At 43.3% G+C, this 22337-nt stretch carries 23 protein-coding genes, 2 tRNA genes and 1 CRISPR repeat array; of the genes, 16 read left to right on the forward strand and 9 right to left on the reverse strand.

The genetic code is table 11. The features are described 5' to 3' along the window. The 4 genes from P8X24_RS03720 (at position 1) to P8X24_RS03735 (ending at position 2128) form a co-directional block, all read left to right on the forward strand. Complete coding sequence (locus P8X24_RS03720; protein ID WP_372914106.1) at positions 1 to 756, forward strand: DUF2666 family protein; 756 nt, start codon at positions 1 to 3, stop codon at positions 754 to 756. Positions 757 to 815: 59 nt separating this feature from the next. Beyond that, positions 816 to 1529 carry a PrsW family intramembrane metalloprotease gene (locus tag P8X24_RS03725; RefSeq protein ID WP_372914107.1) on the forward strand — a complete coding sequence of 238 codons (714 nt, stop codon included), beginning with the start codon at positions 816 to 818 and terminating at the stop codon, positions 1527 to 1529. Continuing rightward, positions 1523 to 1729, forward strand: coding sequence for a hypothetical protein (locus P8X24_RS03730; protein ID WP_372914108.1), 207 nt, complete (start codon positions 1523 to 1525; stop codon positions 1727 to 1729). Before P8X24_RS03725 ends, P8X24_RS03730 begins: the two co-directional genes overlap by 7 nt. Before the next feature lie 186 nt (positions 1730 to 1915). Next, a complete protein-coding gene (locus tag P8X24_RS03735; protein ID WP_372914194.1) occupies positions 1916 to 2128 on the forward strand; it encodes a hypothetical protein in 213 nt (70 codons plus the stop codon). Here the strand turns inward: P8X24_RS03735 and P8X24_RS03740 are convergent. After that, positions 2112 to 3098, reverse strand: coding sequence for an asparaginase (locus tag P8X24_RS03740; protein WP_372914109.1), 987 nt, complete (start codon positions 3096 to 3098; stop codon positions 2112 to 2114). The genes P8X24_RS03735 and P8X24_RS03740 overlap by 17 nt on opposite strands. 86 nt (positions 3099 to 3184) lie before the next feature. Beyond that, positions 3185 to 3874, reverse strand: a complete 690-nt coding sequence (locus tag P8X24_RS03745; RefSeq protein WP_372914110.1) for a DUF4152 family protein — start codon at positions 3872 to 3874, stop codon at positions 3185 to 3187. Between the two features lie 73 nt (positions 3875 to 3947). On the opposite strand from P8X24_RS03745, the gene P8X24_RS03750 reads away from it, so the two are divergent. Beyond that, the gene (locus P8X24_RS03750; protein ID WP_372914111.1) at positions 3948 to 4412 is read left to right on the forward strand and encodes a hypothetical protein; all 465 of its coding nucleotides are present in this window, start codon (positions 3948 to 3950) and stop codon (positions 4410 to 4412) included. 47 nt (positions 4413 to 4459) lie between these two features. Here the strand turns inward: P8X24_RS03750 and P8X24_RS03755 are convergent, their stop codons facing one another. Beyond that, positions 4460 to 5803: a glycogen/starch synthase gene (locus P8X24_RS03755; protein ID WP_372914112.1), complete on the reverse strand. Its 1344-nt coding sequence runs from the start codon at positions 5801 to 5803 to the stop codon at positions 4460 to 4462. An 83-nt stretch (positions 5804 to 5886) separates the two neighbouring features. Here P8X24_RS03755 and P8X24_RS03760 point away from each other — a divergent pair, with 83 nt between their 5' ends. Further along, positions 5887 to 6735, forward strand: a complete 849-nt coding sequence (locus tag P8X24_RS03760) for a carboxylate/amino acid/amine transporter (protein ID WP_372914113.1) — start codon at positions 5887 to 5889, stop codon at positions 6733 to 6735. On the opposite strand, the gene P8X24_RS03765 is transcribed toward P8X24_RS03760, so the two are convergent. Continuing rightward, positions 6707 to 7288 (reverse strand): endonuclease dU, encoded by a 582-nt coding sequence (locus P8X24_RS03765; protein ID WP_372914114.1) that lies wholly within the window; start codon positions 7286 to 7288, stop codon positions 6707 to 6709. The genes P8X24_RS03760 and P8X24_RS03765 overlap by 29 nt on opposite strands. 27 nt (positions 7289 to 7315) lie before the next feature. Here P8X24_RS03765 and mobA point away from each other — a divergent pair, with 27 nt between their 5' ends. The 3 genes from mobA (at position 7316) to P8X24_RS03780 (ending at position 8962) form a co-directional block, all read left to right on the forward strand. After that, complete coding sequence (gene mobA / locus P8X24_RS03770; protein ID WP_372914115.1) at positions 7316 to 7903, forward strand: molybdenum cofactor guanylyltransferase; 588 nt, start codon at positions 7316 to 7318, stop codon at positions 7901 to 7903. A 95-nt stretch (positions 7904 to 7998) separates the two neighbouring features. After that, positions 7999 to 8607 carry a TIGR00288 family NYN domain-containing protein gene (locus tag P8X24_RS03775; protein WP_372914116.1) on the forward strand — a complete coding sequence of 203 codons (609 nt, stop codon included), beginning with the start codon at positions 7999 to 8001 and terminating at the stop codon, positions 8605 to 8607. Continuing rightward, on the forward strand, positions 8492 to 8962 hold the full coding sequence (locus P8X24_RS03780; RefSeq protein ID WP_372914117.1) for a TIGR00288 family NYN domain-containing protein: 471 nt from the start codon (positions 8492 to 8494) through the stop codon (positions 8960 to 8962). Before P8X24_RS03775 ends, P8X24_RS03780 begins: the two co-directional genes overlap by 116 nt. On the opposite strand, the gene cobO is transcribed toward P8X24_RS03780, so the two are convergent. Continuing rightward, a complete protein-coding gene (cobO, locus tag P8X24_RS03785) occupies positions 8959 to 9483 on the reverse strand; it encodes a cob(I)yrinic acid a,c-diamide adenosyltransferase (RefSeq protein WP_372914118.1) in 525 nt (174 codons plus the stop codon). The two genes, P8X24_RS03780 and cobO, sit on opposite strands and share 4 nt — an antisense overlap. 107 nt (positions 9484 to 9590) lie before the next feature. Here cobO and P8X24_RS03790 point away from each other — a divergent pair, with 107 nt between their 5' ends. Beyond that, the gene (locus P8X24_RS03790) at positions 9591 to 10421 is read left to right on the forward strand and encodes a DUF835 domain-containing protein (protein ID WP_372914119.1); all 831 of its coding nucleotides are present in this window, start codon (positions 9591 to 9593) and stop codon (positions 10419 to 10421) included. Between the two features lie 25 nt (positions 10422 to 10446). Beyond that, on the forward strand, positions 10447 to 11526 hold the full coding sequence (locus P8X24_RS03795) for a DmpA family aminopeptidase (RefSeq protein WP_372914120.1): 1080 nt from the start codon (positions 10447 to 10449) through the stop codon (positions 11524 to 11526). Positions 11527 to 11533: 7 nt separating this feature from the next. Then, a CRISPR array of direct repeats spans positions 11534 to 15808; the repeat unit is 30 nt; unit sequence CTTTCAATTCTCTTTTAGTCTTATTGGAAC. A gap of 485 nt (positions 15809 to 16293) precedes the next feature. Here the strand turns inward: P8X24_RS03795 and P8X24_RS03800 are convergent. Beyond that, positions 16294 to 16371: transfer RNA gene (locus P8X24_RS03800), tRNA-Gly, on the reverse strand. A gap of 8 nt (positions 16372 to 16379) precedes the next feature. After that, positions 16380 to 16456: transfer RNA gene (locus tag P8X24_RS03805), tRNA-Phe, on the reverse strand. Positions 16457 to 16513: 57 nt separating this feature from the next. Here P8X24_RS03805 and P8X24_RS03810 point away from each other — a divergent pair. Further along, a complete protein-coding gene (locus P8X24_RS03810; RefSeq protein ID WP_372914121.1) occupies positions 16514 to 17221 on the forward strand; it encodes a biotin--[acetyl-CoA-carboxylase] ligase in 708 nt (235 codons plus the stop codon). Here P8X24_RS03810 and P8X24_RS03815 read toward each other — a convergent pair. Both P8X24_RS03815 and P8X24_RS03820 read right to left on the reverse strand, forming a co-directional pair. Next, positions 17207 to 18112 carry a 2-phosphoglycerate kinase gene (locus tag P8X24_RS03815; protein ID WP_372914122.1) on the reverse strand — a complete coding sequence of 302 codons (906 nt, stop codon included), beginning with the start codon at positions 18110 to 18112 and terminating at the stop codon, positions 17207 to 17209. The two genes, P8X24_RS03810 and P8X24_RS03815, sit on opposite strands and share 15 nt — an antisense overlap. Beyond that, positions 18096 to 19388, reverse strand: a complete 1293-nt coding sequence (locus tag P8X24_RS03820) for a 2,3-diphosphoglycerate synthetase (protein ID WP_372914123.1) — start codon at positions 19386 to 19388, stop codon at positions 18096 to 18098. The genes P8X24_RS03815 and P8X24_RS03820 overlap by 17 nt, the downstream gene beginning before the upstream one ends. A gap of 140 nt (positions 19389 to 19528) precedes the next feature. Between P8X24_RS03820 and wtpA the strand changes: the two genes are divergently transcribed. The 4 genes from wtpA to P8X24_RS03840 all read left to right on the forward strand — a co-directional run bounded on the left by wtpA (position 19529) and on the right by P8X24_RS03840 (position 22320). Further along, positions 19529 to 20563 carry a tungstate ABC transporter substrate-binding protein WtpA gene (gene wtpA, locus P8X24_RS03825; protein ID WP_372914124.1) on the forward strand — a complete coding sequence of 345 codons (1035 nt, stop codon included), beginning with the start codon at positions 19529 to 19531 and terminating at the stop codon, positions 20561 to 20563. Positions 20564 to 20646: 83 nt separating this feature from the next. Then, positions 20647 to 21954: an ATP-binding protein gene (locus P8X24_RS03830; protein ID WP_372914125.1), complete on the forward strand. Its 1308-nt coding sequence runs from the start codon at positions 20647 to 20649 to the stop codon at positions 21952 to 21954. A 9-nt stretch (positions 21955 to 21963) separates the two neighbouring features. Beyond that, on the forward strand, positions 21964 to 22089 hold the full coding sequence (locus P8X24_RS03835; protein ID WP_372842542.1) for a hypothetical protein: 126 nt from the start codon (positions 21964 to 21966) through the stop codon (positions 22087 to 22089). 36 nt (positions 22090 to 22125) lie between these two features. Beyond that, the gene (locus tag P8X24_RS03840; protein WP_372914126.1) at positions 22126 to 22320 is read left to right on the forward strand and encodes a hypothetical protein; all 195 of its coding nucleotides are present in this window, start codon (positions 22126 to 22128) and stop codon (positions 22318 to 22320) included. Positions 22321 to 22337: the final 17 nt, after the last annotated feature.

Here is a 22337-nt window from a genome sequence, read left to right on the forward strand (position 1 = left end):
GTGGAGGTTGTGGAGTTCACGATGAAGCATGGGGGATTTATTGTAGGTGAAAGCGTTCATGAACCCATAGAGGATAACATGGCAAGGTTTCTTGCCAGGGTTTCAAATACCGTTCTGATGAAGTTTCCAGAATACATAGAAGAAGTTGTGGACGTTAAAGGTATACTGACCCTTATTCCTCAGGGGAGCCTTGAAGAGAAGCTTAAAGTTCTAAAATCTCCGGGAATATCAAGGAAGATAGGAAACTATGTAAGAGAGGAAAATAAAAAGCTAAAGAAATTATTAATTGAAGTTGCAAAGGCAGTCCTCACGAGGGAAGCTCTAAAGGGAGAATTACCAGTGGAGTTCCCTGGGGGTAGGATAGAAGAACTAAAGATCGAGCCAAGGTATAAGGAGGATCACGTAAACTTTACAGTTAAATATGGAGAGTGGATCGTTGTTAAGAGGCTTATAATCGACGAGAAAACTCCAATGCTTGACGTAGCAAGATTACTTGCGAGCATAAATGAGACAACCATTAATAAAATACCGAGATTTGCGAGGATTGACATGGATAGAATAGAGGAACACTTCTCAGAGTTTAGGAAGGTTAGGAAAGCAGAAGACATAGCAAGGCTTGTTGGAAAGTTTAGGGAATTTAAACCGGAAAATAACATTGAGATCAGGTACGCAGTGAACGTTATGTTGTCAAAGCTGAACCTAACGATAGACCCCCCAGCCAAAAACCTTGAGAAGTACCTCGAGAAAGCGGGATGATGAAGCCGAGGACACCTGACTGGTGATGATTCTTCGCTTCGCCGACCGGTGGTGATACAGTGTCCTTCCTCACTTACCTCATATTTTTCGCATATGCGCCTGCTCTGGCTCTACTCTGGTATTTCTACCACCAAGACAAGCTCGAGCCGGAACCGAAAAAAGTTGTAATAAATACTTTCATACTGGGTGGTAGTCTGTCAATAGCCATCGCCGTAATCCTTGAGAACATCTTGGTGCCAAGATGGTTTCAAACTATCCCTGCTCTCCTTCCAGCCACGTTCTTTTATATGGCTCTAGTTGCCGGGGTAGTTGAGGAACCAGCCAAGGCAGTGGCAATAAAGTATGCGTATAATACAGGCAACTTGTTTGGCATAATGGATGGAGTAATCTATGGAGTTGCTGCCGGGTTGGGCTTTGCGGCCACGGAAAACCTCCTATATGGTCTGGGATACGGTCTGGGAACCACGATTTCAAGGGCTTTATTAACACCTTTTGCCCATGCAACATGGAGTGCCATAGTGGGAGTGGGGTATGGACTAAAGGCGGAGGGAAAGGTTTACACAGTTGCCCCTTACTTTATTATAGCAATGTTCCTGCATTTCCTATGGGATTACTTTGCGTTCCTCTCCACAATAGTTTCCCTTTATTCCATATTACTCTGGCTACTACTATTGCTAAACTTCCTAATCCTGAGGAGATTGATAATCCTAGGTAAGATTGAGGATATGCAGAGGTATTGGTGGTATTGGTTGCTGGGTGGTAGGAGATGGTAGACGTAACCAATGTCCTCTTGGAGGTAAGGCCTTACATTGAATACTATGAGAGGCTAAAAGAGCTTGTAGAATCACTATCAAAAGAATCCCCCACGATAGAAGAGTTAATAACTAAGCTTGAGGACATTGAAAAGCAGAGCGAAGAGCCATTTAAGACCGATATAAGGATATTACTAAACCATTTAAGGTCCCTCAGGTGATGCGGACCTCATCACGAATCAGCCGGTTGATCCATCATCATCGGGTGAAAGTATTTAAGCAGGGTTAGGTATAAAACGATGTCCGATGATGGTAACAGGGTAGCTGCCGAGTTGATGAGGAAGCCGTTCCAGACTGAGGAGGAAAAAGTTTTATTCCCACAAAATAACCTTTTGATGGTGGTGCTTATGTATATGGCAGAATTCAAGCTAAGATTTGGAAACAGAAAGTGGTACGTCAGAAGAATCGTTGAAGCTGATAGTTATGAAAAAGCAGTTGAGCTTGCAAAGAAGTATGCAGAGCTAATGAACAAGGGAGAAGTAAAGTGGGAACTTGCAGACGTTTACGAGGCAGCGAGACCCTTAATGATTGGAGAGGAAGAGATCAAGAAGCTCGAGTGAGCTCTCCAGCTATATTCTTCTTCATTAACTCTCTAACTTCTTCAACTTTTCTTGTATGGCCCAAGACCCACATTAGCTTTGTAACGGTGGCTTCCTTTGTCATGTCCCCAGCGGGAATTACCCCAGCCCTAAGGGCCATCCTCCCTACCTTGTACCTCATTAGATCAACACCGTCGTAAACTGCCTGGGTCGTCATCACAACTGGCACGCTTGCTGAGACTTTCGATATAGTCTCCAGAAGGTCACTGTTTCTATAGGGAATACCCCCAGCTCCATACCCTTCTATTATTATTCCCTTGTATCCTGCTTCTATGGCCTTAGATATTATATCCCCCGATAGCCCAGGGATCAACTTGAGAACAAGGATCTTTGGTTCATGTCTTGTATCTAATGTTAAGCTGGAACTTGCGATATTTGGTCTATAAAGGATTTTTATTTCATTGTTCTCAAGCTTTGCTATCACGGGGTAATTTATACTCTCAAAAGCGTCCTTGCTCATAGTTCTAACTTTTGACGTTCTAACCCCAAGCATTATCTTCCCATTGAAGGATACAAAGATACCCCCTATGCCTTTTTCAAGGAATTTTATTGCCGTTAGAAGGTTTAAAGGAGCATCACTGTTTTTTTCTGTGAGTGGAATCATTGAGCCAGTTATGACTACAGGTATATCAACGCCTCTAACCATGAAAGACAACATTGAAGCCGTGTATGCGAGGGTGTCTGTCCCATGGGTTATCAGAATTCCGTCGAATTCGCTTGCCCTCTTATATACCTCCTCGGCTAATTTAACCCAATCTGACGGCTGAATTAAAGTGCTATCTATGTTCATCAAATCCACAAATTCAATCTCATGATCAACCTTTATGCGTGAAATCTTTAGAATCTCTTCTGCGGAAAGAACGCTCTCATAACCCTCACTTCCCTTCACGCTCGCAATAGTTCCCCCCATTCCGATCATGAGGAGCTTCATTTAATCACCATACCTACTACAATGGTTCAAATTTAGAATTTTTGGCAAATTGTTTATAAAAATTTTAAGCAAAAATTGGCGATATGTCAATGTTTGGAGGTAACTTCGAATATAAGAAACCTTCTAACCAAGGGATTTGGATATACCTCCCACTTTAAGCCTTCTGGAGGTTCGAACTTAACTACTCCAAAAAGACCGTATTCCCTGGGATCAAGGCTTCTTCCTATTACTTTATTCCCCTCTATACTAACCTCCATATACCGTGGGAGACCTACAAGCACATGACCCTTCTCCTGGGCTTCTTTAATGGCCCAAATAGCTGAGTATATTCCAGAGTATATCTCTGCTATCCTTATAGGAACGCTACTCTTTCCGATTGCCACTATCTCTATTCCAGTTTCCTCCCAGAATCTTCTAGCTAAGGGCTGAAGTTCCTTCGAAAGATCTTTCCAGACTTCTTTACCCCTATCGGATATTCCAAGGGCATCTATCGTTGGCTCATCAAGCTTTCTAACCTCTATCCCACCCAATGTAGAATCTAAGTGGATAACATCAGGCTTAACTTTTTTAGCAAGCTCTATTGCCAATTCCATCTCATCCTTAATTGCCTGTCTCCCACTAAGATCGTAATCATAGGGGTTCGCAAAGCGAACCATAACTTCACTTGCGGTTTTATACGGCTTTTCAACGAGAACTGCCACCGTCGCTATTAATCCTAAGGGCTGGAAAGTATCATCAAGGACCGCTCCTCCAGTATCAGCAGCTACGATTCTCATTCAATCACCCCCTGAAAGCGTTAATTGGGAATTACTTAAGCATTTTCAAGGGTATAAGAATTGATGGTTAGCTATGGAGACCGTAAAGTTTGTTATAGGAACTTATGTAAGGGATCTCTGTGAAGGTATAAGGATTGCAACCTTTAAAGGGGTAGCATACCTCATAGTTGGAGATAAGGAGTATCCCCTAATTGAGGGAATAATACCCCCAACGATTCAGGTCTTTCTCAGGGATGGGCATTTAACATTTTATGCCTTTTGGAGGGACAAAGGAGTTGAACACGAAGCCTTCGTCAGGACAGCATTAACTAAGGCACATATTATGAAGGATTCAATTTACATAGAACCACATGGAGCTCTTGAAAAGTTTGATGCTTCTGTTGTGTTAAAGCTGGAAGCACCCAAGGAAGTTATAAGGCTCCTTAAGAATATTATTGAAGAAGAAAAGCTTTGGACAATTGAAGAAGAGAGTGAGGTGGCATCAACTTATTTAGAGAAATATTTAAGGGAAGGAAAAAGGAAAAATAGGATAAGATGATGAACTTGGCCGCTACCCGAGCGGTGAGGGAGTAACTCCGGTGCTGATCACAGGGCAAAGTCAAAAAATCTGTCTACGTCCCCTTTATACACCCTAATATATCTCTCTGCAGCTTTTTCCCAGGAAAAGCTTCTTGCTCTTCTCTTGCAGTTCTCCCTAAGCTCTCTAAGTAGACCTGGATTGTTCTTAGCTATATTAAACATCTTCACAATTGCATTGGCTAATGCCCAAGGATCGCCTGGTGGAACCAACAGGCCAGTGGCAGTGTGGGGTTCCTTGTCAAGGCTTATTATCGTGTCCCTTAATCCCCCAACAGAGGAGGCTATAGGAATAGCGCCGAGACACATTGCCTCTAACTGAACAAGACCAAAAGGCTCGAAATACGAAGGAATTACTACGAAATCAACGGAACCATAGAGCTCCCTCACGAATTCCCTTGAGAGCATTTGAGTTAGAACTCCTATGTTTCCATGAGAATTGGCCAACTTTTTTGCCCAATCTTCAAGCTCAGGATCACCTTTTCCCACTATTATAAATCTCATATCTTTGAATTCCTCCCTTGAGGAAAGAATTTCTATCGCCCTTAACAATACATCCACTCCCTTCTGTCCCCTATCGAACCTCCCTATAAACATGAACGTTATTCCATCCTCCATTCCAAATTTTGACAATATTCTCTTACGTCTTTCATCCCTTGACCCCTCTAGGAATTTCTCACTCCAAAAGCTACAATCTATTCCATTGAAAACATAAGTCACTTTGCCATCAAAATTTCTGAAAAAACCCCATTCATCAAGGAGATATCCCCTACTGACGGTTGTTACCATATCTGCAATGTAGCCTCCAGTATGCTCAGGGTCTAAATCAGGATAGGGAGCTAATTCTGATAAGTTGGCCTCGTGGAAGTAATGAGCCGGTATCTTAGCTTTATTAAGCCTATGAATAGTGAAAATGGCCGGAATCTTGAAGTATTTCTTTATCAAGGCTCCAGCAAAGACAGTATGCCAATCATGGAAGTGAACTACCTCGGGTAACCCTTCCTCTTTTAACAGCTCATTTAGCAAGAGAACACTTGCCTTTCCAAAAAGCACGGACTTTCTAAGTAAGCCATCCCACCCTGGGCCATATACATCTGTTGAGTCAAGAAGCCCTCCACCGATTCTATAAATTCTGAGGTTCTCATTCTCCTCCAAGTGAGCCTTGATGTCAACTCTCTCTCCAAATGCCCTCACGCTCCCAATGATTTTCCCCTGAAACTTCCCGTGGGAAGGGGTAAAGACTATCACTTCATGCCCCAAGCTCGCAAGTGCCCTTGATATATAGGTTAGAGCCTCAGCAAGTCCACCAACCTTTATGGGGAGGTACTCAAAGCCTAGAAGTAACACCTTCATGTTCGGCACCAATAAGGATATCCTCGGGCTCTTTAAAGGAGTTTCTCGCAAAGTTAATAAGGCCAAGGAAGAATGGCTGAGCGATGAGAGGATATATCCTTGTTTTCCTTGCAGCCACAATGTGGGGAACTTTGGGAATATTCGCAAAGTTCCTATATGAGTACAACCTTTCAACGTACACGATAGTGTTTTATAGAGTTCTATTCGCGGTGATATTCCTCTTCATCTATCTAAGGGCAAGAGGGATTAAGCCCCTAATCCCTAAGAGTAGGCTGAAATTTTATATCGCTTATGGGTTTTTCAGTATATTCTTGTTTTATGCCCTCTACTTTTACACGGTCAAAATATCCTCGGTTTCTTTTGCAGTCTTAATGCTATACACGGCACCTGCATATTCCGTAATATTTGGGAAGTTAATATTCAACGAGGAAATTACGCCAACAAAGCTACTTGCAGTTGCCCTCGTAATAATTGGAGTACTCATGTTAAATTCAAGTTCAATGAAGTTTTCGACCCTTGCCATTGTAACGGGACTTGCAAGTGGGCTTACGTACTCTCTCTATGGGGTCTTCTCAAAGATTGCTGTAAGAGAAGAGCCACCTGAAAAAGTCCTATTTAATGTTCTCCTTATTGGAATGATATTCCTGCTTCCACTTACAGACTTTAGGGTTCCAATAAGGGCAATCCCATATTTAATCGCATTAGCATTCTTCCCAACATTCTTGGGATATATACTCTACAACACAGCCCTTAAAACGGTAGAAATAAGCAAGGCCTCCGTAATTGCAACGATAGAGCCTGTAGTTGCAATGATCTTGGCGTTTATAATATTTGGAGAGCGCCTCACAGCACTACAGATAATTGGAGCTGGATTAATAATCAGCGGAGCTATCCTGGTTCAAATTACTCCTTCTTACTCTCGCCAGTCATGACGGCCGAAGCTATCATGTGGGCTATTCTCAAAGCCTCAGGAATCATGGAATTCCTTCTCGTTACTGAAATTATTTCTCTAGCTGTCTCATCATTAAGTCCTATAGCCTGGTAATACAACTTTCCTGGGATTAACTCTCTTATCTGTCCTCCTTTCCTCAGTAGAGATAACCTAACCGGATAATCAGGGAAATGCTTTCTTAAAGCTTCTGCGATAGCCTTAAAGTCTGGTTTTTTCCTTATAATAATAATTATGGGCAGTTCGGTAGCTTCAAATAACTTGGAAACATCAACAATGTTAAAACCGGCGTATGTGATTCCTTTAAGAAGTATAACCCTTAAGTCCTTAAATCTTGAGGACAAGATTGCATCTATCATTGCATCGGTAACATCGAGTCCATCTACAGTTATCCACCTTGTAACAACTCCGAGGATATCAGAAGAACCCTTCATGATTACGCCGACCAATATAACCTTCTCTCCCCTATCCTTAAATTTAAAAGTTCCATCGTCAAACCCAATGACCCTTATTTCCCTCTTGACTTTCCTTATCATCACTGTAAATTCAACGGAGGGATTAAAATGCTTGGCGTGATATTTGCCGTCAAGTTGAGAAGGACTGACAATTATCTTATCCCAATAAATGACGAGCCTATGGTCAAGATGATAGAGAATAGGTTGAGGCAAGCAAAAAGAATAAAAGATGTAGTTACACTAGTCAAAAAAGGGCAAGAAAAGAAATACTCATTACACGTTAGTAACGTTAAGCCCGTGAAAGGGAAAAATATCATCGAGGCATTGCTTGAAGGTTTGCCACCTGGGGGAGATGTTTTCCTCATTAAAGGAAATAAACCCCTAGTGATGCCGTTCCTAGTTAATTACATGACCTCAATATACTTGGATGAATTCCTTGATGCCCTAATACCAAGATGGAGAAATGGGAACCTAGAGATATTCCACGCGGTTTATAATGTGAGGGCATTAAGAAATGCCCTGGAGGGCATGAAGGCTGAAGGCGAGAAAGACATAAGAAAGCTACCAGAATACATGGATGCAGAATTCCTTGACATTGAGGGGCTTATAAGCAAAAATGAAAAGGTGTGGTGGAGCTTCTTCAGCGTTAAAACTTCAGAAGACCTAAGGAAAGTTCTGCTTAGTGGGCTTGTATAATAGAAATAGAAAAGTAAAAATACCTGTTAGTCAATTATTACTTAGATAACCCACTTAGTTGTAATTAAGATTACACCGATAGTTAGGTGGCAACGATGGCAAGATGGGAGAGGATCGTTGAGGGAGTTAAAAGTATAGCTTTAATAAAAAGTAGGATAATAGCTAGGGGGAAGAGGATAGCACTTCTTGTTGATGGTCCGAATATCCTGAGGAAAGATCTTGGAATTCACCTTGAGGATATAGTTGAAGCCTTAAGCAAGCTTGGAAATATAAGAGTGGCCAAAGTGATACTAAACCAGTACGCACCTCAGAGTCTGATTGAGGCTATATCAAATCAGGGATTTGAGCCCGTAATAGTGGCTGGGGAAATAGGGGTAAAGCTGGCAGTGGAAGCTATGAGAGAGGTCTACAACCCAAACATAGACATGATAGCCCTAGCAACGAGGAATACCGAGTTCGTCCCAATAATCCTCAAGGCCAAGGAAAAAGGGAAAGAGACAGCAATTATAGGAGTTGAGCCCGGATTAAGCTCAGCACTAAAGCACGCGGCGGACTACGTAATAATCCTTACATCACGGGGTGAGGGAGTTGAGGAAGGTTATAGCGAAGATACTGAGGAGGGAAGAGGAGGAAGGGGAGAAGACAATAGGATTAATAATCGATGGGCCCAACATCCTAAGGAAGGAGTTTGGGATAAAGCTTGAAGATATAAAAATAGCATTAGAGAAGATAGGAAAAATAAGAGTGGCCAAAGTCGTTCTTAACCAGTACGCACCCCAGGGATTAATAGAAGCAATAGTTAATCAGGGATTCGAGCCCATAATAGTTGCAGGGGACACTGATGTTAGGGTAGCGATAGAGGCTATGGAACTAATATATAATGCTGACATAGATGTGCTAGCTCTGGCAACTAGAGATGCAGACTTCCTCCCGCTCATAAGTGAGGCCAAGAGAAGAGGGAAAGAGACTGTCATAATTGGGATTGAGCCCGGCTTTTCTGTGGCACTTCAAAATGCCGCCGATTATGTAATTAAGATGGAAAAGAAGGGTGAGGATTAGTACTCGACACCTCTTCTAGCGAGAATTCCCTTTTGGTAAGGATGCTTTATCTCCCTCATCTCAGTAACGTAGTCAGCCGGCTCATATAGTTCCTCTGGACAGTACCTGCCCGTGAGAACAAGCTCAGTGTTTGGGGCCTTGCTCCTTATGAGCTCCTTAACCTCGTCAATGCTTATCATTCCAAAGCCAAGGGCAACGCATATCTCGTCCAAGATCACGAGATCCCACTCCCCGCTCTTAACTACCTCTTTAGCCCTATCAAGGGCCCTCTTTGCGGCCTCTATATCATCCTGCTCGGGCTTTCCATGGACGAACTTTGGAAGGCCGTAAGACTCTATAACAAAGCCACATCTCTCGGCCATGTGATATTCCCCGTACACTTTGGGAGCCTTCATGAACTGTATCACAATTACCCTACCGCCGGAACCAAGCATTCTAACTGCTAGTCCTATAGCGGCAGTCGTCTTGCCCTTCCCATTTCCAGTGTATATGTGGACTAGACCAAGCTTTTCCCTCCACATAAGACCACCTCAGCCAGTATGCCCTTCATCACCAATCAGCCGAGCGAGATTCGTCACGGGACAAAGGATATAAAGTCTAAAACAAATTAAAATTTCTGGGTTACCCTATGGAAATTGTTCACCTGGGCTATTTTGTTAGAGACCTACTAGTTATGGCAACAACTTTAACAGCGGCAGTAATAATCCTCATGCTGAGACGAAGGGCTAGGGCTACCCTCCGGTACAGGCCTTTTGCACTAGCATCCTTTTCAGGATTCATAAGCTTCCTCTTGATAACCATAGCTCAAATAATTGGAGCCTTGATAAACACCACAGTCTTGTATGCTGAGAAAGACTACTGGCAGGCCATAAGGTCAGTTATGCTAACAATAGCAGCGTTCCTCCTTCTTTTCTCAGTCATGATGTTCTACCTTCCCTTTGGAAGTGGAAGGTATATGGTTCTCAAGGTGGTTACAGAGCCAACGATAGAGGCATGGGGAGGCTACTGGTGCAGGAAGGAGGAATGTTATGCAGCATTTAAGAAGCTCTTAGAAATGAGACTCCCAGGGATAGCAATAACCCGAGATCCCCCAAATATATTCAGGGAAAAACTTGGACTAAAGCTAACCCCAGTTATCTGGATATCGAAGGTACAGCATGAAGATGCAGTAAGCCCCACAAGGTTAGAGTACCTAACTCAGAGATTGGCGGACTTTTTGAAGAGCGTTGATGTGGATAAGGTTATTTTAATAGATTGTGTGGACTACTTAGTCTTAGAAAACGGAGAAGATGCCGTGTTTAAGTTCGTAACTACATTAAAGGACTTCGCAACCCTTAACAGGGGGATATTGATAGTGAGCATTGAAAAGGAGGCTCTATCAGAGAAAGCTTACAACTTCCTAACATCCGAGCTCGAACCCCTAGAGAAGCTAAGGATGAAGGCTAGGGAAGAAAGCTAAAAGGTCTAGGTAGCTAGGATGAAACATGAAAGCCCATGAGTTAGGAATCGAGATAGGTGTCTTCAAGAAGGGCAAGAGGGACTCAATAGCGGACGTAAAAGGAGTCAAAGTAGGCCATGTGACCTTGATAGAGGGAAAAGGAAAGCTAATTCCTGGGAAAGGGCCAGTAAGAACTGGAGTCACGGCAATACTTCCCCATGAAGGAAATATATACAAGGAAAAAGTTTTAGCTGGAGCCTTCGTAATGAACGGCTACTCCAAGCCAGTAGGATTAATACAGCTCTGGGAGCTTGGTGTCATAGAAACCCCGATAATATTAACGAACACCCTCAGCATAGGAACGGCCATTGATGGCTTGCTTGACTACGTTTTGAGGGAGAACGATGACATCGGCGTAAAAACTGGATCCGTGAATCCCCTCGTTCTGGAGTGTAACGATTCTTACCTTAACGACATACGTGGAAGGCACGTGAAGAGGGAGCACGTTGTCGAGGCGATTGAGAACGCCAGCGAGGAGTTTGAAGAAGGGGCAGTAGGGGCTGGGACAGGGATGAGCGCCTTCGAGTTTAAGGGTGGGATAGGTTCGGCATCAAGGGTGGTGGAGATAGAGGGCAAGAAGTACACGGTTGGAGCACTGGTTTTAAGCAACTTTGGAAAGAGGGAAGACCTGACTATAGCTGGAGTGCCTGTCGGTATTGAGCTGAAAGACTGGCCCGGCAGAGGAGGAGAAGGAAAGGGAAGTATAATAATGGTCGTTGCCACCGATGCGCCTTTAACCTCAAGACAACTGAACAGACTGGCCAAGAGGGCAACAGTAGGATTGGCGAGAACTGGAGGTTATGCGTACAACGGGAGTGGAGACATAGCTGTTGCTTTCTCGACTGCAAACAAGATTAAGCACTACGGAAAGGAGACCCTAGAGGTTAAAGCGCTACCTGATTCAGTTCTCTCGCCCCTGTTTAAGGCAACGGCAGAAGCCGTAGAGGAGGCCATAGTCAATTCCTTGCTGAACGCGAGGACGATGGATGGGAGGGACAACCACGTGAGGTATGAACTCCCAAAGGACAAGCTTATAGAGATAATGAGGAAGTATGGTAGGATTTAATCCCCACCTTTCAATTCTCTTTTAATCTTATTGGAACAGGGTTGTATGCGTTTAAGTTGGCTGTAATAACTCCTCTTTCAATTCTCTTTTAGTCTTATTGGAACCTTTTAGTTTCTTTGCAATGTGGAGCATTTTTTCCAAGCTTTCAATTCTCTTTTAGTCTTATTGGAACCTGGGTTGCTTCCTATCACGGAGGCCGGAACATAAGGCTTTGTCACTTTCAATTCTCTTTTAGTCTTATTGGAACTCCAAAATCGGTTTGATTGTTCATAAGTTGAAAATAAGCTTTCAATTCTCTTTTAGTCTTATTGGAACAAGCTAGTGAGAGAGTTCAAAGACGGGTGCCACATACTTTCAATTCTCTTTTAGTCTTATTGGAACTGGGGGAATAACCCTAACCCCACACCCTATGAACCGCCTTTCAATTCTCTTTTAGTCTTATTGGAACACGGGATGAGGAGAAATTTCGCTCATCAGGAATAACTGCTTTCAATTCTCTTTTAGTCTTATTGGAACTCGAAGTACACCGATTGATCTTCGAACACGTAGAACTCTTTCAATTCTCTTTTAGTCTTATTGGAACGTTAAGTTAGTTGCAGAAGAGCTGGCTAATGAGTACTTTCAATTCTCTTTTAGTCTTATTGGAACTCAAATAGTCCAATATAGTCGCCCTTAGCCTACCAAGCTTTCAATTCTCTTTTAGTCTTATTGGAACCCTGCCACCTGTCCTCCAGTTCCTTCAACTTCTCCCCTTTCAATTCTCTTTTAGTCTTATTGGAACCTGTAATACTCCCAGGAAACGCAACTGCACCACTTCCTTTCAATTCTCTTTTAGTCTTATTGGAACATGACCCGTGGATCGAGATAAGGCTCCTTGCGGGGGAGGGGGCCAAGAAGTCGCTTTCAATTCTCTTTTAGTCTTATTGGAACCCGCCTACGCCGATGGGCTTAGGCTCCTCGCCAAGCTCTTTCAATTCTCTTTTAGTCTTATTGGAACATGAGTTAATGACAATATGCTAATGAGGTGGGCAACACTTTCAATTCTCTTTTAGTCTTATTGGAACAAGTATTGGATTTGTTAAGGAAAATTAAAAAGTATGCTTTCAATTCTCTTTTAGTCTTATTGGAACCCTGAACAACACCTTTCACCTTTTTACTATTTCCCACCTTTCAATTCTCTTTTAGTCTTATTGGAACGTGCTCTACGGAAGTTCGACTGGGGCCACACCTCTATACTTTCAATTCTCTTTTAGTCTTATTGGAACCGATCTCTCTCTTGGTTAGCTCAACACTGTATCTTACTTTCAATTCTCTTTTAGTCTTATTGGAACCCTCGAAGCCGTCCATCATTATGTCGTTCTTTATCCTCTTTCAATTCTCTTTTAGTCTTATTGGAACGGAAGGACATCTTCGACGAGAGCTTTTAGCATACACACTTTCAATTCTCTTTTAGTCTTATTGGAACTTAAATGAATCTGTTAAGAAATTGGAAGAAACTGTTCAGCTTTCAATTCTCTTTTAGTCTTATTGGAACCCCTGCACCTTCACTTAACACTACTGCCCACTTTAACTTTCAATTCTCTTTTAGTCTTATTGGAACGGAATGAGAGGGCACCAGCTTATTCATGCGATAGTAACTTTCAATTCTCTTTTAGTCTTATTGGAACTTAGAATTTTAGACAGATTTCTCGAGGCATACTATGCTTTCAATTCTCTTTTAGTCTTATTGGAACATGCAGAGCAAGTACAGTTCAAGCGAGTCCCTAGAAACTTTCAATTCTCTTTTAGTCTTATTGGAACCTGGCAAGTTTGGTTATACTCCCCAGCACCTGTATACTTTCAATTCTCTTTTAGTCTTATTGGAACACAAACAGTAAAACCACCACACCCTTCTCCCTCACCGCTTTCAATTCTCTTTTAGTCTTATTGGAACTTCAATGTTTCTCGCTGATGGAGTACTGTACAAGTTTCTTTCAATTCTCTTTTAGTCTTATTGGAACCCGCCAGAGGTCGAGCTCGGCATGGCCTACCCGCCACCTTTCAATTCTCTTTTAGTCTTATTGGAACTTCGAGCAAGGTAAAGATGCCTTGTATATAATTATAGCTTTCAATTCTCTTTTAGTCTTATTGGAACCATAAAGAGAGTTTTCAAAGGCTACGAGATAAACTACTTTCAATTCTCTTTTAGTCTTATTGGAACAGGTTCGTCCTCAGCAAGCACGAGGACATCTTCCACGCTTTCAATTCTCTTTTAGTCTTATTGGAACGAGCCTGCAGGGGGAGCTTGAAGTCAAGAGGGCCTTCTTTCAATTCTCTTTTAGTCTTATTGGAACTCAGGCTAGTGCTAACCTTACCGATGTTGCTCTTGAGCTTTCAATTCTCTTTTAGTCTTATTGGAACAAAACTCAGCCTCACTCATAGTGCTCCCTCCCTCATGCTTTCAATTCTCTTTTAGTCTTATTGGAACTGTCGCCCTTTGTGATTTCTTGTGAGCCGGTTATCTGCTTTCAATTCTCTTTTAGTCTTATTGGAACTCAGAGGCCAAAAGCTCGAATTCATTATGTTATTTATTGCTTTCAATTCTCTTTTAGTCTTATTGGAACAAGAACCCTCCTCTAAGCGTTCCTTCGTCAAATTCTGTTCTTTCAATTCTCTTTTAGTCTTATTGGAACTCGATCTCCTCCAATCTTCTCCTTTTCTCGTTCCCCCTTTCAATTCTCTTTTAGTCTTATTGGAACAGGCAGTGGCTTACAGAGCAGGGCTACAGTGAGCACACTTTCAATTCTCTTTTAGTCTTATTGGAACCGACTAGGTGCCCCATCTCATGCCATAGTGTCGCTTCACTTTCAATTCTCTTTTAGTCTTATTGGAACCCAGAACCTGCCTATTGTCTCTAGAACTTCTCCAAAGCTTTCAATTCTCTTTTAGTCTTATTGGAACCTGATGCACGCACTAACAGAGCTCGAAAAGGAGAACTCTTTCAATTCTCTTTTAGTCTTATTGGAACTGATGGCCAATGCAGTCAAGAGTGTTATCCCGTATCTCTTTCAATTCTCTTTTAGTCTTATTGGAACATACTCTCTGTTGGAGTGGTTGGGGGTGTGAAAAATCTTTCAATTCTCTTTTAGTCTTATTGGAACAGGAGAAGCAGCAGAAGGAGAGCAAGGCCCGTTCTACCTTTCAATTCTCTTTTAGTCTTATTGGAACTGGGCACCCCGTTGCTGAACGGGGTCGCGTAGGTCTCTTTCAATTCTCTTTTAGTCTTATTGGAACAAAGTTAGTTTTTGTTAAGGGGGGGTGTTGTAAATGACTTTCAATTCTCTTTTAGTCTTATTGGAACGAGCAACTTTCCTATGAGGATGCTTTTACTTATTTTAAGCTTTCAATTCTCTTTTAGTCTTATTGGAACTAGCCTCCCCCTGAACATTCCTCAAAGTAACCTTCCTCTTTCAATTCTCTTTTAGTCTTATTGGAACGCCGTAATGTCTATCTCCTCAGGAGGCCTGTTCTGGACTCTTTCAATTCTCTTTTAGTCTTATTGGAACATCTAATATCGTAAATCTCTTCTATAATTGTTCTTCTCTTTCAATTCTCTTTTAGTCTTATTGGAACACGCAGACGAAAAGAGATGGAAATATATTCAAGTAAGCTTTCAATTCTCTTTTAGTCTTATTGGAACGGTAGTAAAAACGGGGGGCTTTCCCTCATGATCCCCCACTTTCAATTCTCTTTTAGTCTTATTGGAACGCTCCTGGGCGACAGGAGGCTCAAGGCGATAATTCTCCTTTCAATTCTCTTTTAGTCTTATTGGAACGGCGGTATATGGGCCCAAGAGGAGCACAAATTCCGAGCTTTCAATTCTCTTTTAGTCTTATTGGAACATATCCTATTATCAGCGATTTGCTAGAAAAGTTCTACTTTCAATTCTCTTTTAGTCTTATTGGAACAGGAAGAGCAACACCATTCTCATCAAGCTCGAACTCACTTTCAATTCTCTTTTAGTCTTATTGGAACGTTGAGAGACTGAAGTTCGCCCTCTCGAACAACATCGCTTTCAATTCTCTTTTAGTCTTATTGGAACACTCAAGCGGAACACCCTTAACCCTCAAGATATCAAATCTTTCAATTCTCTTTTAGTCTTATTGGAACACGGTGTTGAAGGTTTATGATAAGGTGAATGGTTATGCTTTCAATTCTCTTTTAGTCTTATTGGAACACGCCGTAAAGGTGTACATCGTGAACCCATCCTCAGCTTTCAATTCTCTTTTAGTCTTATTGGAACAGGCGCGATTTTTCGTGCGATTCTCTCAATATCTCCTAAGAAAGCCCCAATATTATAAGCCTTTCGATGAAGGGTATTTATCCTACTCAATAAGGCAAATCTAAGCTCGGGCTACAAACCTTGTAATTCAATGTATAGAGGAGATACAGCTCCAGAATATTCAACAGTTAAACTACCTCATAAACTCCAAAAGGGTCTGAGACCTTCTCTTATCCGCTACTTCTCTCCCATGTTTTATCATGCCAAAAACTCAGAATACATCGTGCGTCAGTATATAACCAAGATATCTACTGATTTAACAGGTAAATTTGAAGAAAATTCGTTACATAATATGACCAAAATTTGAACATTTAGTGATATTTTCACAACATATTACTAAAACCCTCCAAAGACCAAAGAGCAGGGGATTAACAAATTTGAGGAAGGATCAGGGAATCTAAGAAAAACAGCTACTCCAGGAAGGGTTTCTAAAATTTTTAGAAGAATGGTGCGGTGGCCGGGATTTGAACCCGGGTCGCCGGCTCGGAAGGCCGGCGTCCTAGACCAGGCTAGACTACCACCGCACAAACACTGGTGGGGCGGGGGGGATTTGAACCCCCGACACCCGGATCTTCAGTCCGGTGCTCTCCCAGGCTGAGCTACCGCCCCACCCTCGAAAGTTATGGTGAAGTATGGTTTTTATAAACCTTGCGGTTAGGTTAAGATATGCTTGGCCTGAAAACCTCTATAATTGGCAAAAAGGTAATCTACTACCAGGAAATTTCTTCTACCAATGATGTTGCAAAATCCCTCGATGTTGAAGAAGGAACAGTTGTAGTCGCCGACAGGCAGACAAGAGGAAGGGGAAGACTCAACAGAAAATGGATTTCTCCAGAAGGGGGCTTATGGCTTTCAGTAGTTTTAAAGCCGAAGGTTGCGCCCCAGGACATTCCAAAGATAGTTTTCCTGGGGGCCATAGGGGTAGTTAGAACACTTGAAGAATTATCAATCCCCGGAAGGATTAAGTGGCCAAATGACGTTCTAGTAAACTTCAGGAAAATATCAGGAATTCTAACCGAGAAGGTTGGGGAGAAAGTCATTCTAGGCATCGGAATAAATGTGAACAACGACGCCCCGGAAAACGGAATAGCCGTGAAGGATGTTCTGGATAAGGAAGTTAGTCTAATTTACGTCTTCAAAACCCTATTAGAGAATCTCGACGAGCTGTACGAGATTTACTTGAAGTCCCCAGGAAATATAGTGGAACTTGCAAGGGAGCTCATGATACTTAACGTTCCAGTTAAAGTTCTTGGAAATGGAGAGGTCGTTGGAATTGCTGAGGATATAGATGAGGACGGAAGACTCGTCTTAAGGCTTGGGAACGGAGAAATAAGGAAGATTATCTACGGTGACGTGTCCTTAAGGTTCCTCTAGCATGTCAAGCCCCTTCCTTTTCATTACCTCTACTGTTTTCTCCATTATGTCCTGCATTATCCTCCCAACGGTTTCCTCAAGTTCTATGTTTTCTATGATCGGTATCCCAAAGCTCTTCGCCCTCTCTATGAGGTAGCTTTGAATCTCCAAAATTTCTTCAATGTGGGCTATGTAGTACTCCGCGGGCCTCTTGCTGTACCTAGTCCTTTCGTAGAACCTCGCCTCAAGCTCTTCCCTGCTCCTTGCAACTATCATGTACATGAAAGTCATCTCGTGATCTATGTCAACGAACCCAGGAACGACGTGAATGCCTTCAATTATTGCGTTTAGCCCTTCTCTCCTAGCCCTTTGAATAACGGCGTTTATTCCAACAGAAACTGCACTCACCTGGCTTTCAAATCCTGCTATGACTGGGGATCCCTCTATCGTTCCCCTAAGCTCTTTCCAAGCCAAGAATGTCGATGTGTGAATCGTGGGTAGTAGTTCGGGGGTAATTATCTTCCTTAGGACTTCCCTTATAGTATCAGTTCCTATGACACTCCTTATTCCCAACCTAAAAGCGAGTTCAGTAGCTATGGTAGACTTTCCAACTCCAGTAGGTCCACCCAGGAGGATTATTAGAGGTATCTTCATCTTTCGGAATCTCCTCCAGAAGAGATACCTCCTCGCCTCTTCCGTGAAACCCTTCTCAACGAGCTTTTGATATGTCAACCTCCTTATCTCATCCTTGGTAACTAGGGTTTTTCCCTTTCTCCTCAGCTCTTCTTGAACCTCTATCGCTATGGTGTACGCTAGGTCCACGTCTATTCCAACGGAGGTTATTGACCTTGTGAGTATTCCCCTTGAGAAGGGGAGCGAGACTCTGCCTCCCTTCTCAACCACCCTTATCATTTATAACCCTCCTCGCGAGCTCCTTAACGGCTTTGCCTAAGTCTTTGTCGTCGATGTTCCTTGGCTCGTTGTCGAGGAAGACGACCCTCTTACCCCTGCTTAAAGCGTCCTTGACCACCACATCAACCGCCCCGGCCTTGAGTTCCACTATAGTGGTGTCGTACTGGAATTTTGAAAGCTCTTCTCTCAGCTTTTTCCTGTTAGCCAAGCTACCCGAATAGCCAACGATGTCAACGCCTTCCTTCCTAAGTTCCTCAGCAACTTTCCTCGCTGACTCGGGAGATGTTGTGACGACTATCGCTTTGCCCTCAACATCACCAATAAGCCTCGGGGCGAACCTTGTGATGTGGACGTCAGCCGAAGGATTTATCCCCTCTATAGTTTTAAGGAGCTTCTTAAGCTCATTCTCCTCAACTGAGTCAGCCATCGTGATTACAATTATATCAGCCAAAGATATCCTGAAGGGTCCAAAATAATCCCTAACTTTAGATACTCCCTGCTTAGCGCTCACGACCGTTATAAAGCCCTCAGAGAGAACGTTGGCGAACGTGGCCCCTGAGCCCTCGAATATTATTAAGTCGGGATTTAGGGATTTCGCAACTTCTATCCCCCCTTCTATAACGTCAAAGAAGGAGAAGCCAGCCAGCCCTCCTCCGCACCTTCTACAGCCAACTGTGGCAACTCCTGCCATTAAGGCATCTTCAAAGTGGTCAGATGCCGCATGTCTGCCTTCTTCAGCAACTTTTAGGAGGAACTCAGGGGTTATCTCCATGAGGTCACCCCTTATAATCTCGGGCTTTTCAGGCCCTCCTCTGCCCATCGTGACTATCACGACCCTGTACAGATGCTTCAATGTCCTGCCTACAAAGGCCCCAACGGAAGTTTTCCCCACCCTCTTTCCTGTCCCTATGATGTTTATTGAGGGGATATCAATCTTAAGCCACTCTTTTGGTTTGAATTGGAAGTCCGCGCCTATGTAGCTTACGCCTCTCCTTAAGAGGAATGAAGCTATTCTAAATCTGAGTTCTGGAGTTAGAACGGGATCATCACTTAAGTCTATAACTTCTTCAACGTGATTTTCTGATAAAGCCCTCTCCAATGCCTTAAATATATCCGAGTCATGGTAGAGCTTCACGCCGAGAACTCTTTCAACGTCCTCTATCCCCCCTATCTTCTCAATTCCCCCAACGAAGACCGCACAGCAGGGGCTTATTTTATCAAGGGCCCACCTGTTAACATCTGGATAGTGCTCTCCATCTATAAGGGCTAGCCTCATGAGAATCCCCCATTTAAGTATTCCACGAGGATTAAAACGTTTCCTTCGAAAATTTTTAGTTAAACAAAACTATTTAATAATTTGGAAAAATTAACGAAATGTTTAAGTTAAAAGATCTACCACTCCACTAGGGCTTCATCATGAAGAGGGATTTAATAATTGGTATTATCATGCTAGGAGTCTTTGTTTCGGGCTGTATAGGATCTACCACCAACGAAATCAAAGATAGGGAGGTGAAGTTAATAATATTCCACGCAGGTTCCCTGAGCGTTCCATTCCAGCAACTAGAGAGAGAGTTCGCGGAGTACGCCGAGAAGAACCTTGGGGTTAAGGTGACGTTTCAGGATGAAGCTAGTGGAAGCGTTAAGGCAGTTAGAAAGGTCACTGACTTAGGAAAGAAGGCTGACATAGTGGCAGTTGCTGACTACACCTTAATCCCACAGCTCATGGTTCCAAACTATACCGACTTCTACGTTCTGTTTGCGACTAACGAGATAGTCATAGCGTTCACGGACAAGAGCAAGTACGCTGATGAGATGCTCAGGAACCCTGACAAGTGGTACGAGGTACTCGCTAGGGAGGATGTAAAGTTTGGCTTCAGCGATCCAAACCAAGATCCCTGTGGCTATCGTTCGGTGATGGTGATGAAGTTGGCTGACTTCTACTACAAGAAGCCAATCTTTGAGACTCTGGTTGAGAAGACAACCAATATATACGCAAATGGAACCCACATCTACGCTCCGAAGGAGATACAGGTCAGGGACAGGAGAGTTGTTATAAGGCCAAAAGAAACTGATTTAGTTGCTTTAGTTGAATCTGGCAGCTTAGATTACTTCTTCATATACAAGAGCGTTGCCGAACAACATAACCTCAAGTACATTACTCTCCCAAACGAGATCAACCTTAAAGACTTCAGCAAGGCGGACTTCTACGGCCAAGTTTCAATAACCCTGGGCTCAACTGGGAAGACCATAAAGGCGAAGCCGATAGTTTATGGAGTAACGGTTCTAAAGGATGCCCCCAACAGGGATCTCGCGATAGAGTTCCTTAAGTACTTACTGGGAGAGAACGGGCAGAGGGTCTTCAAGGAAAACTATCAGGACTTCATAACACCGCCGATAGCCTTTGGAAACGTTCCCGAGGAGATAAAGGGATTGGTTAAGGTTGAAGGCTGAGGCTTCTATCTTACCTTTTTTGCGAAATTTGGTAAAGTTGAGTTGACCAAAATCTTTAAATTTTGATAAGTTAAGTTTACCATATGACCATAATTGAGGCGCTGGAGGAAGTCATCAGTGAGTTCCACGAGTTCGGAATTCCGGAAGTTAAGGAAAGGGAGTTAAGCCTTCCCTTAGATGTTGACGTTGCAGTCTCAGTTTATGGCCTCAGGAGAACTGGAAAAACGTACCTCCTATACCTTGCAATGAAAAGGCTTATCGATGAGGGCCTGCCAATCGAGCGAATTTTCTACGTGAACTTCGAGGACGAGAGGCTTGCTGGACTCTCCGCCAAAGATCTCTCGACGATAGTCCAGCTCTATTACAAGCACAACCCCGATGCCGATATGATGTACCTCTTCCTCGACGAGGTTCAGACCGTTGAGGGGTGGGAGAGGTTCGTGAGGCGCCTGCTTGAGAGGAAGAGGGCAAGGATCTTTATAACGGGTTCGTCCTCAGAGCTACTCTCCCGTGAAATAGCGACTTCCCTTCGGGGGAGGACTCTGAGCTTTCAACTGTTTCCACTGTCTTTCCGGGAGTTCTTAACCTTCAAAGGCTTCGAGATAGAAAAGCCTCTGACCGAGAGGAGAAGGGGAATTCTGCTACGTCTCCTCGAGGAGTACGTTGAATACGGTGGTTTCCCAGGGATCGTTGATTATTCACCTCCGCTGAAGATCAGAACACTGCAGGAGTACCTCGACCTGATAGTTTACAGGGATCTCGTTGAGCGCTATGGGATAGAAAAGGTTTCAGCTCTCAAAGCCCTAATAAGAGTTCTGACCAGAAACTTCGCGAGAAAGGTCTCAGTTCGGAAGCTCCACTCCCTCGTTTCTTCAACTGGTATTAAGGTTAGTAGGCCGACGCTTGCCGAGTACCTCACCTACCTTGAGGACATCGGTTTTGTACTCCCTGTTAGAAGGTATCATCCAAGCGAGATCGAATCATTGAGAAGCCAGCCGAAGCTCTACATAGCGGACGTTGGCTTTGCAACGGCCCTCGGAGTTAGGGACGTCGGTTATAGAATAGAGAACATCATCGCCATAGAGCTCCTGCGGAGGAAGCACTACTTCGAGCCAAGGCTGGAAATATACTACTGGGGAGATGAGAGAGGAGAGGTTGACTTTGTAGTTTCACTAGGTGGAAGGGTGAAAGAGCTAATACAGGTCAGTTATGCGGTTGACGAACCCCAAACCCGAGAGAGGGAAATTAGGGCGCTGTTGAGGGCATCAAGAGTTTTAAACTGCCCTAATCTAACCATCATAACCTGGGAGGAGGAAGGAGTTAAGGAAATCAACGGAAAAAGAGTTTACTTTGTCCCTCTCTGGCGCTGGCTATTTAAGATCCCAAGATAATTAGGGAACATGGAGTCCTCGAAGTTCAGGAAGATAGTGTTCACGGTGTTCTTCCTTTTAATCCCAGTATCAGCCATCTTTCACGTGCCAGTTGATGGATTATCTCGGGCAATGCACATCGCGGGGCTCTTATAGGTCCGTTAGGCATCCATTTATTCGGCATTCATATTCATGGGCTTCGGGATAGCCCTCTTCTTTTCCAATATCCCAGGGCTTTTCTGCTATATGTTAATGCTCCCGCTGTGGAACAGGCTGACCGAGCTAGAGGAGATGGAACTTTTAGAGTACTGGGGAGAGAAATACGAGGAGTTCATGAAGACGAGGGAGAGGTTCCTCCCGAAGTTAAACATTATCACTAAACAATAACGTTTTTTAAATCGGCC

The organism is Pyrococcus kukulkanii, assembly GCF_041647995.1.
Taxonomy (GTDB): domain Archaea; phylum Methanobacteriota_B; class Thermococci; order Thermococcales; family Thermococcaceae; genus Pyrococcus.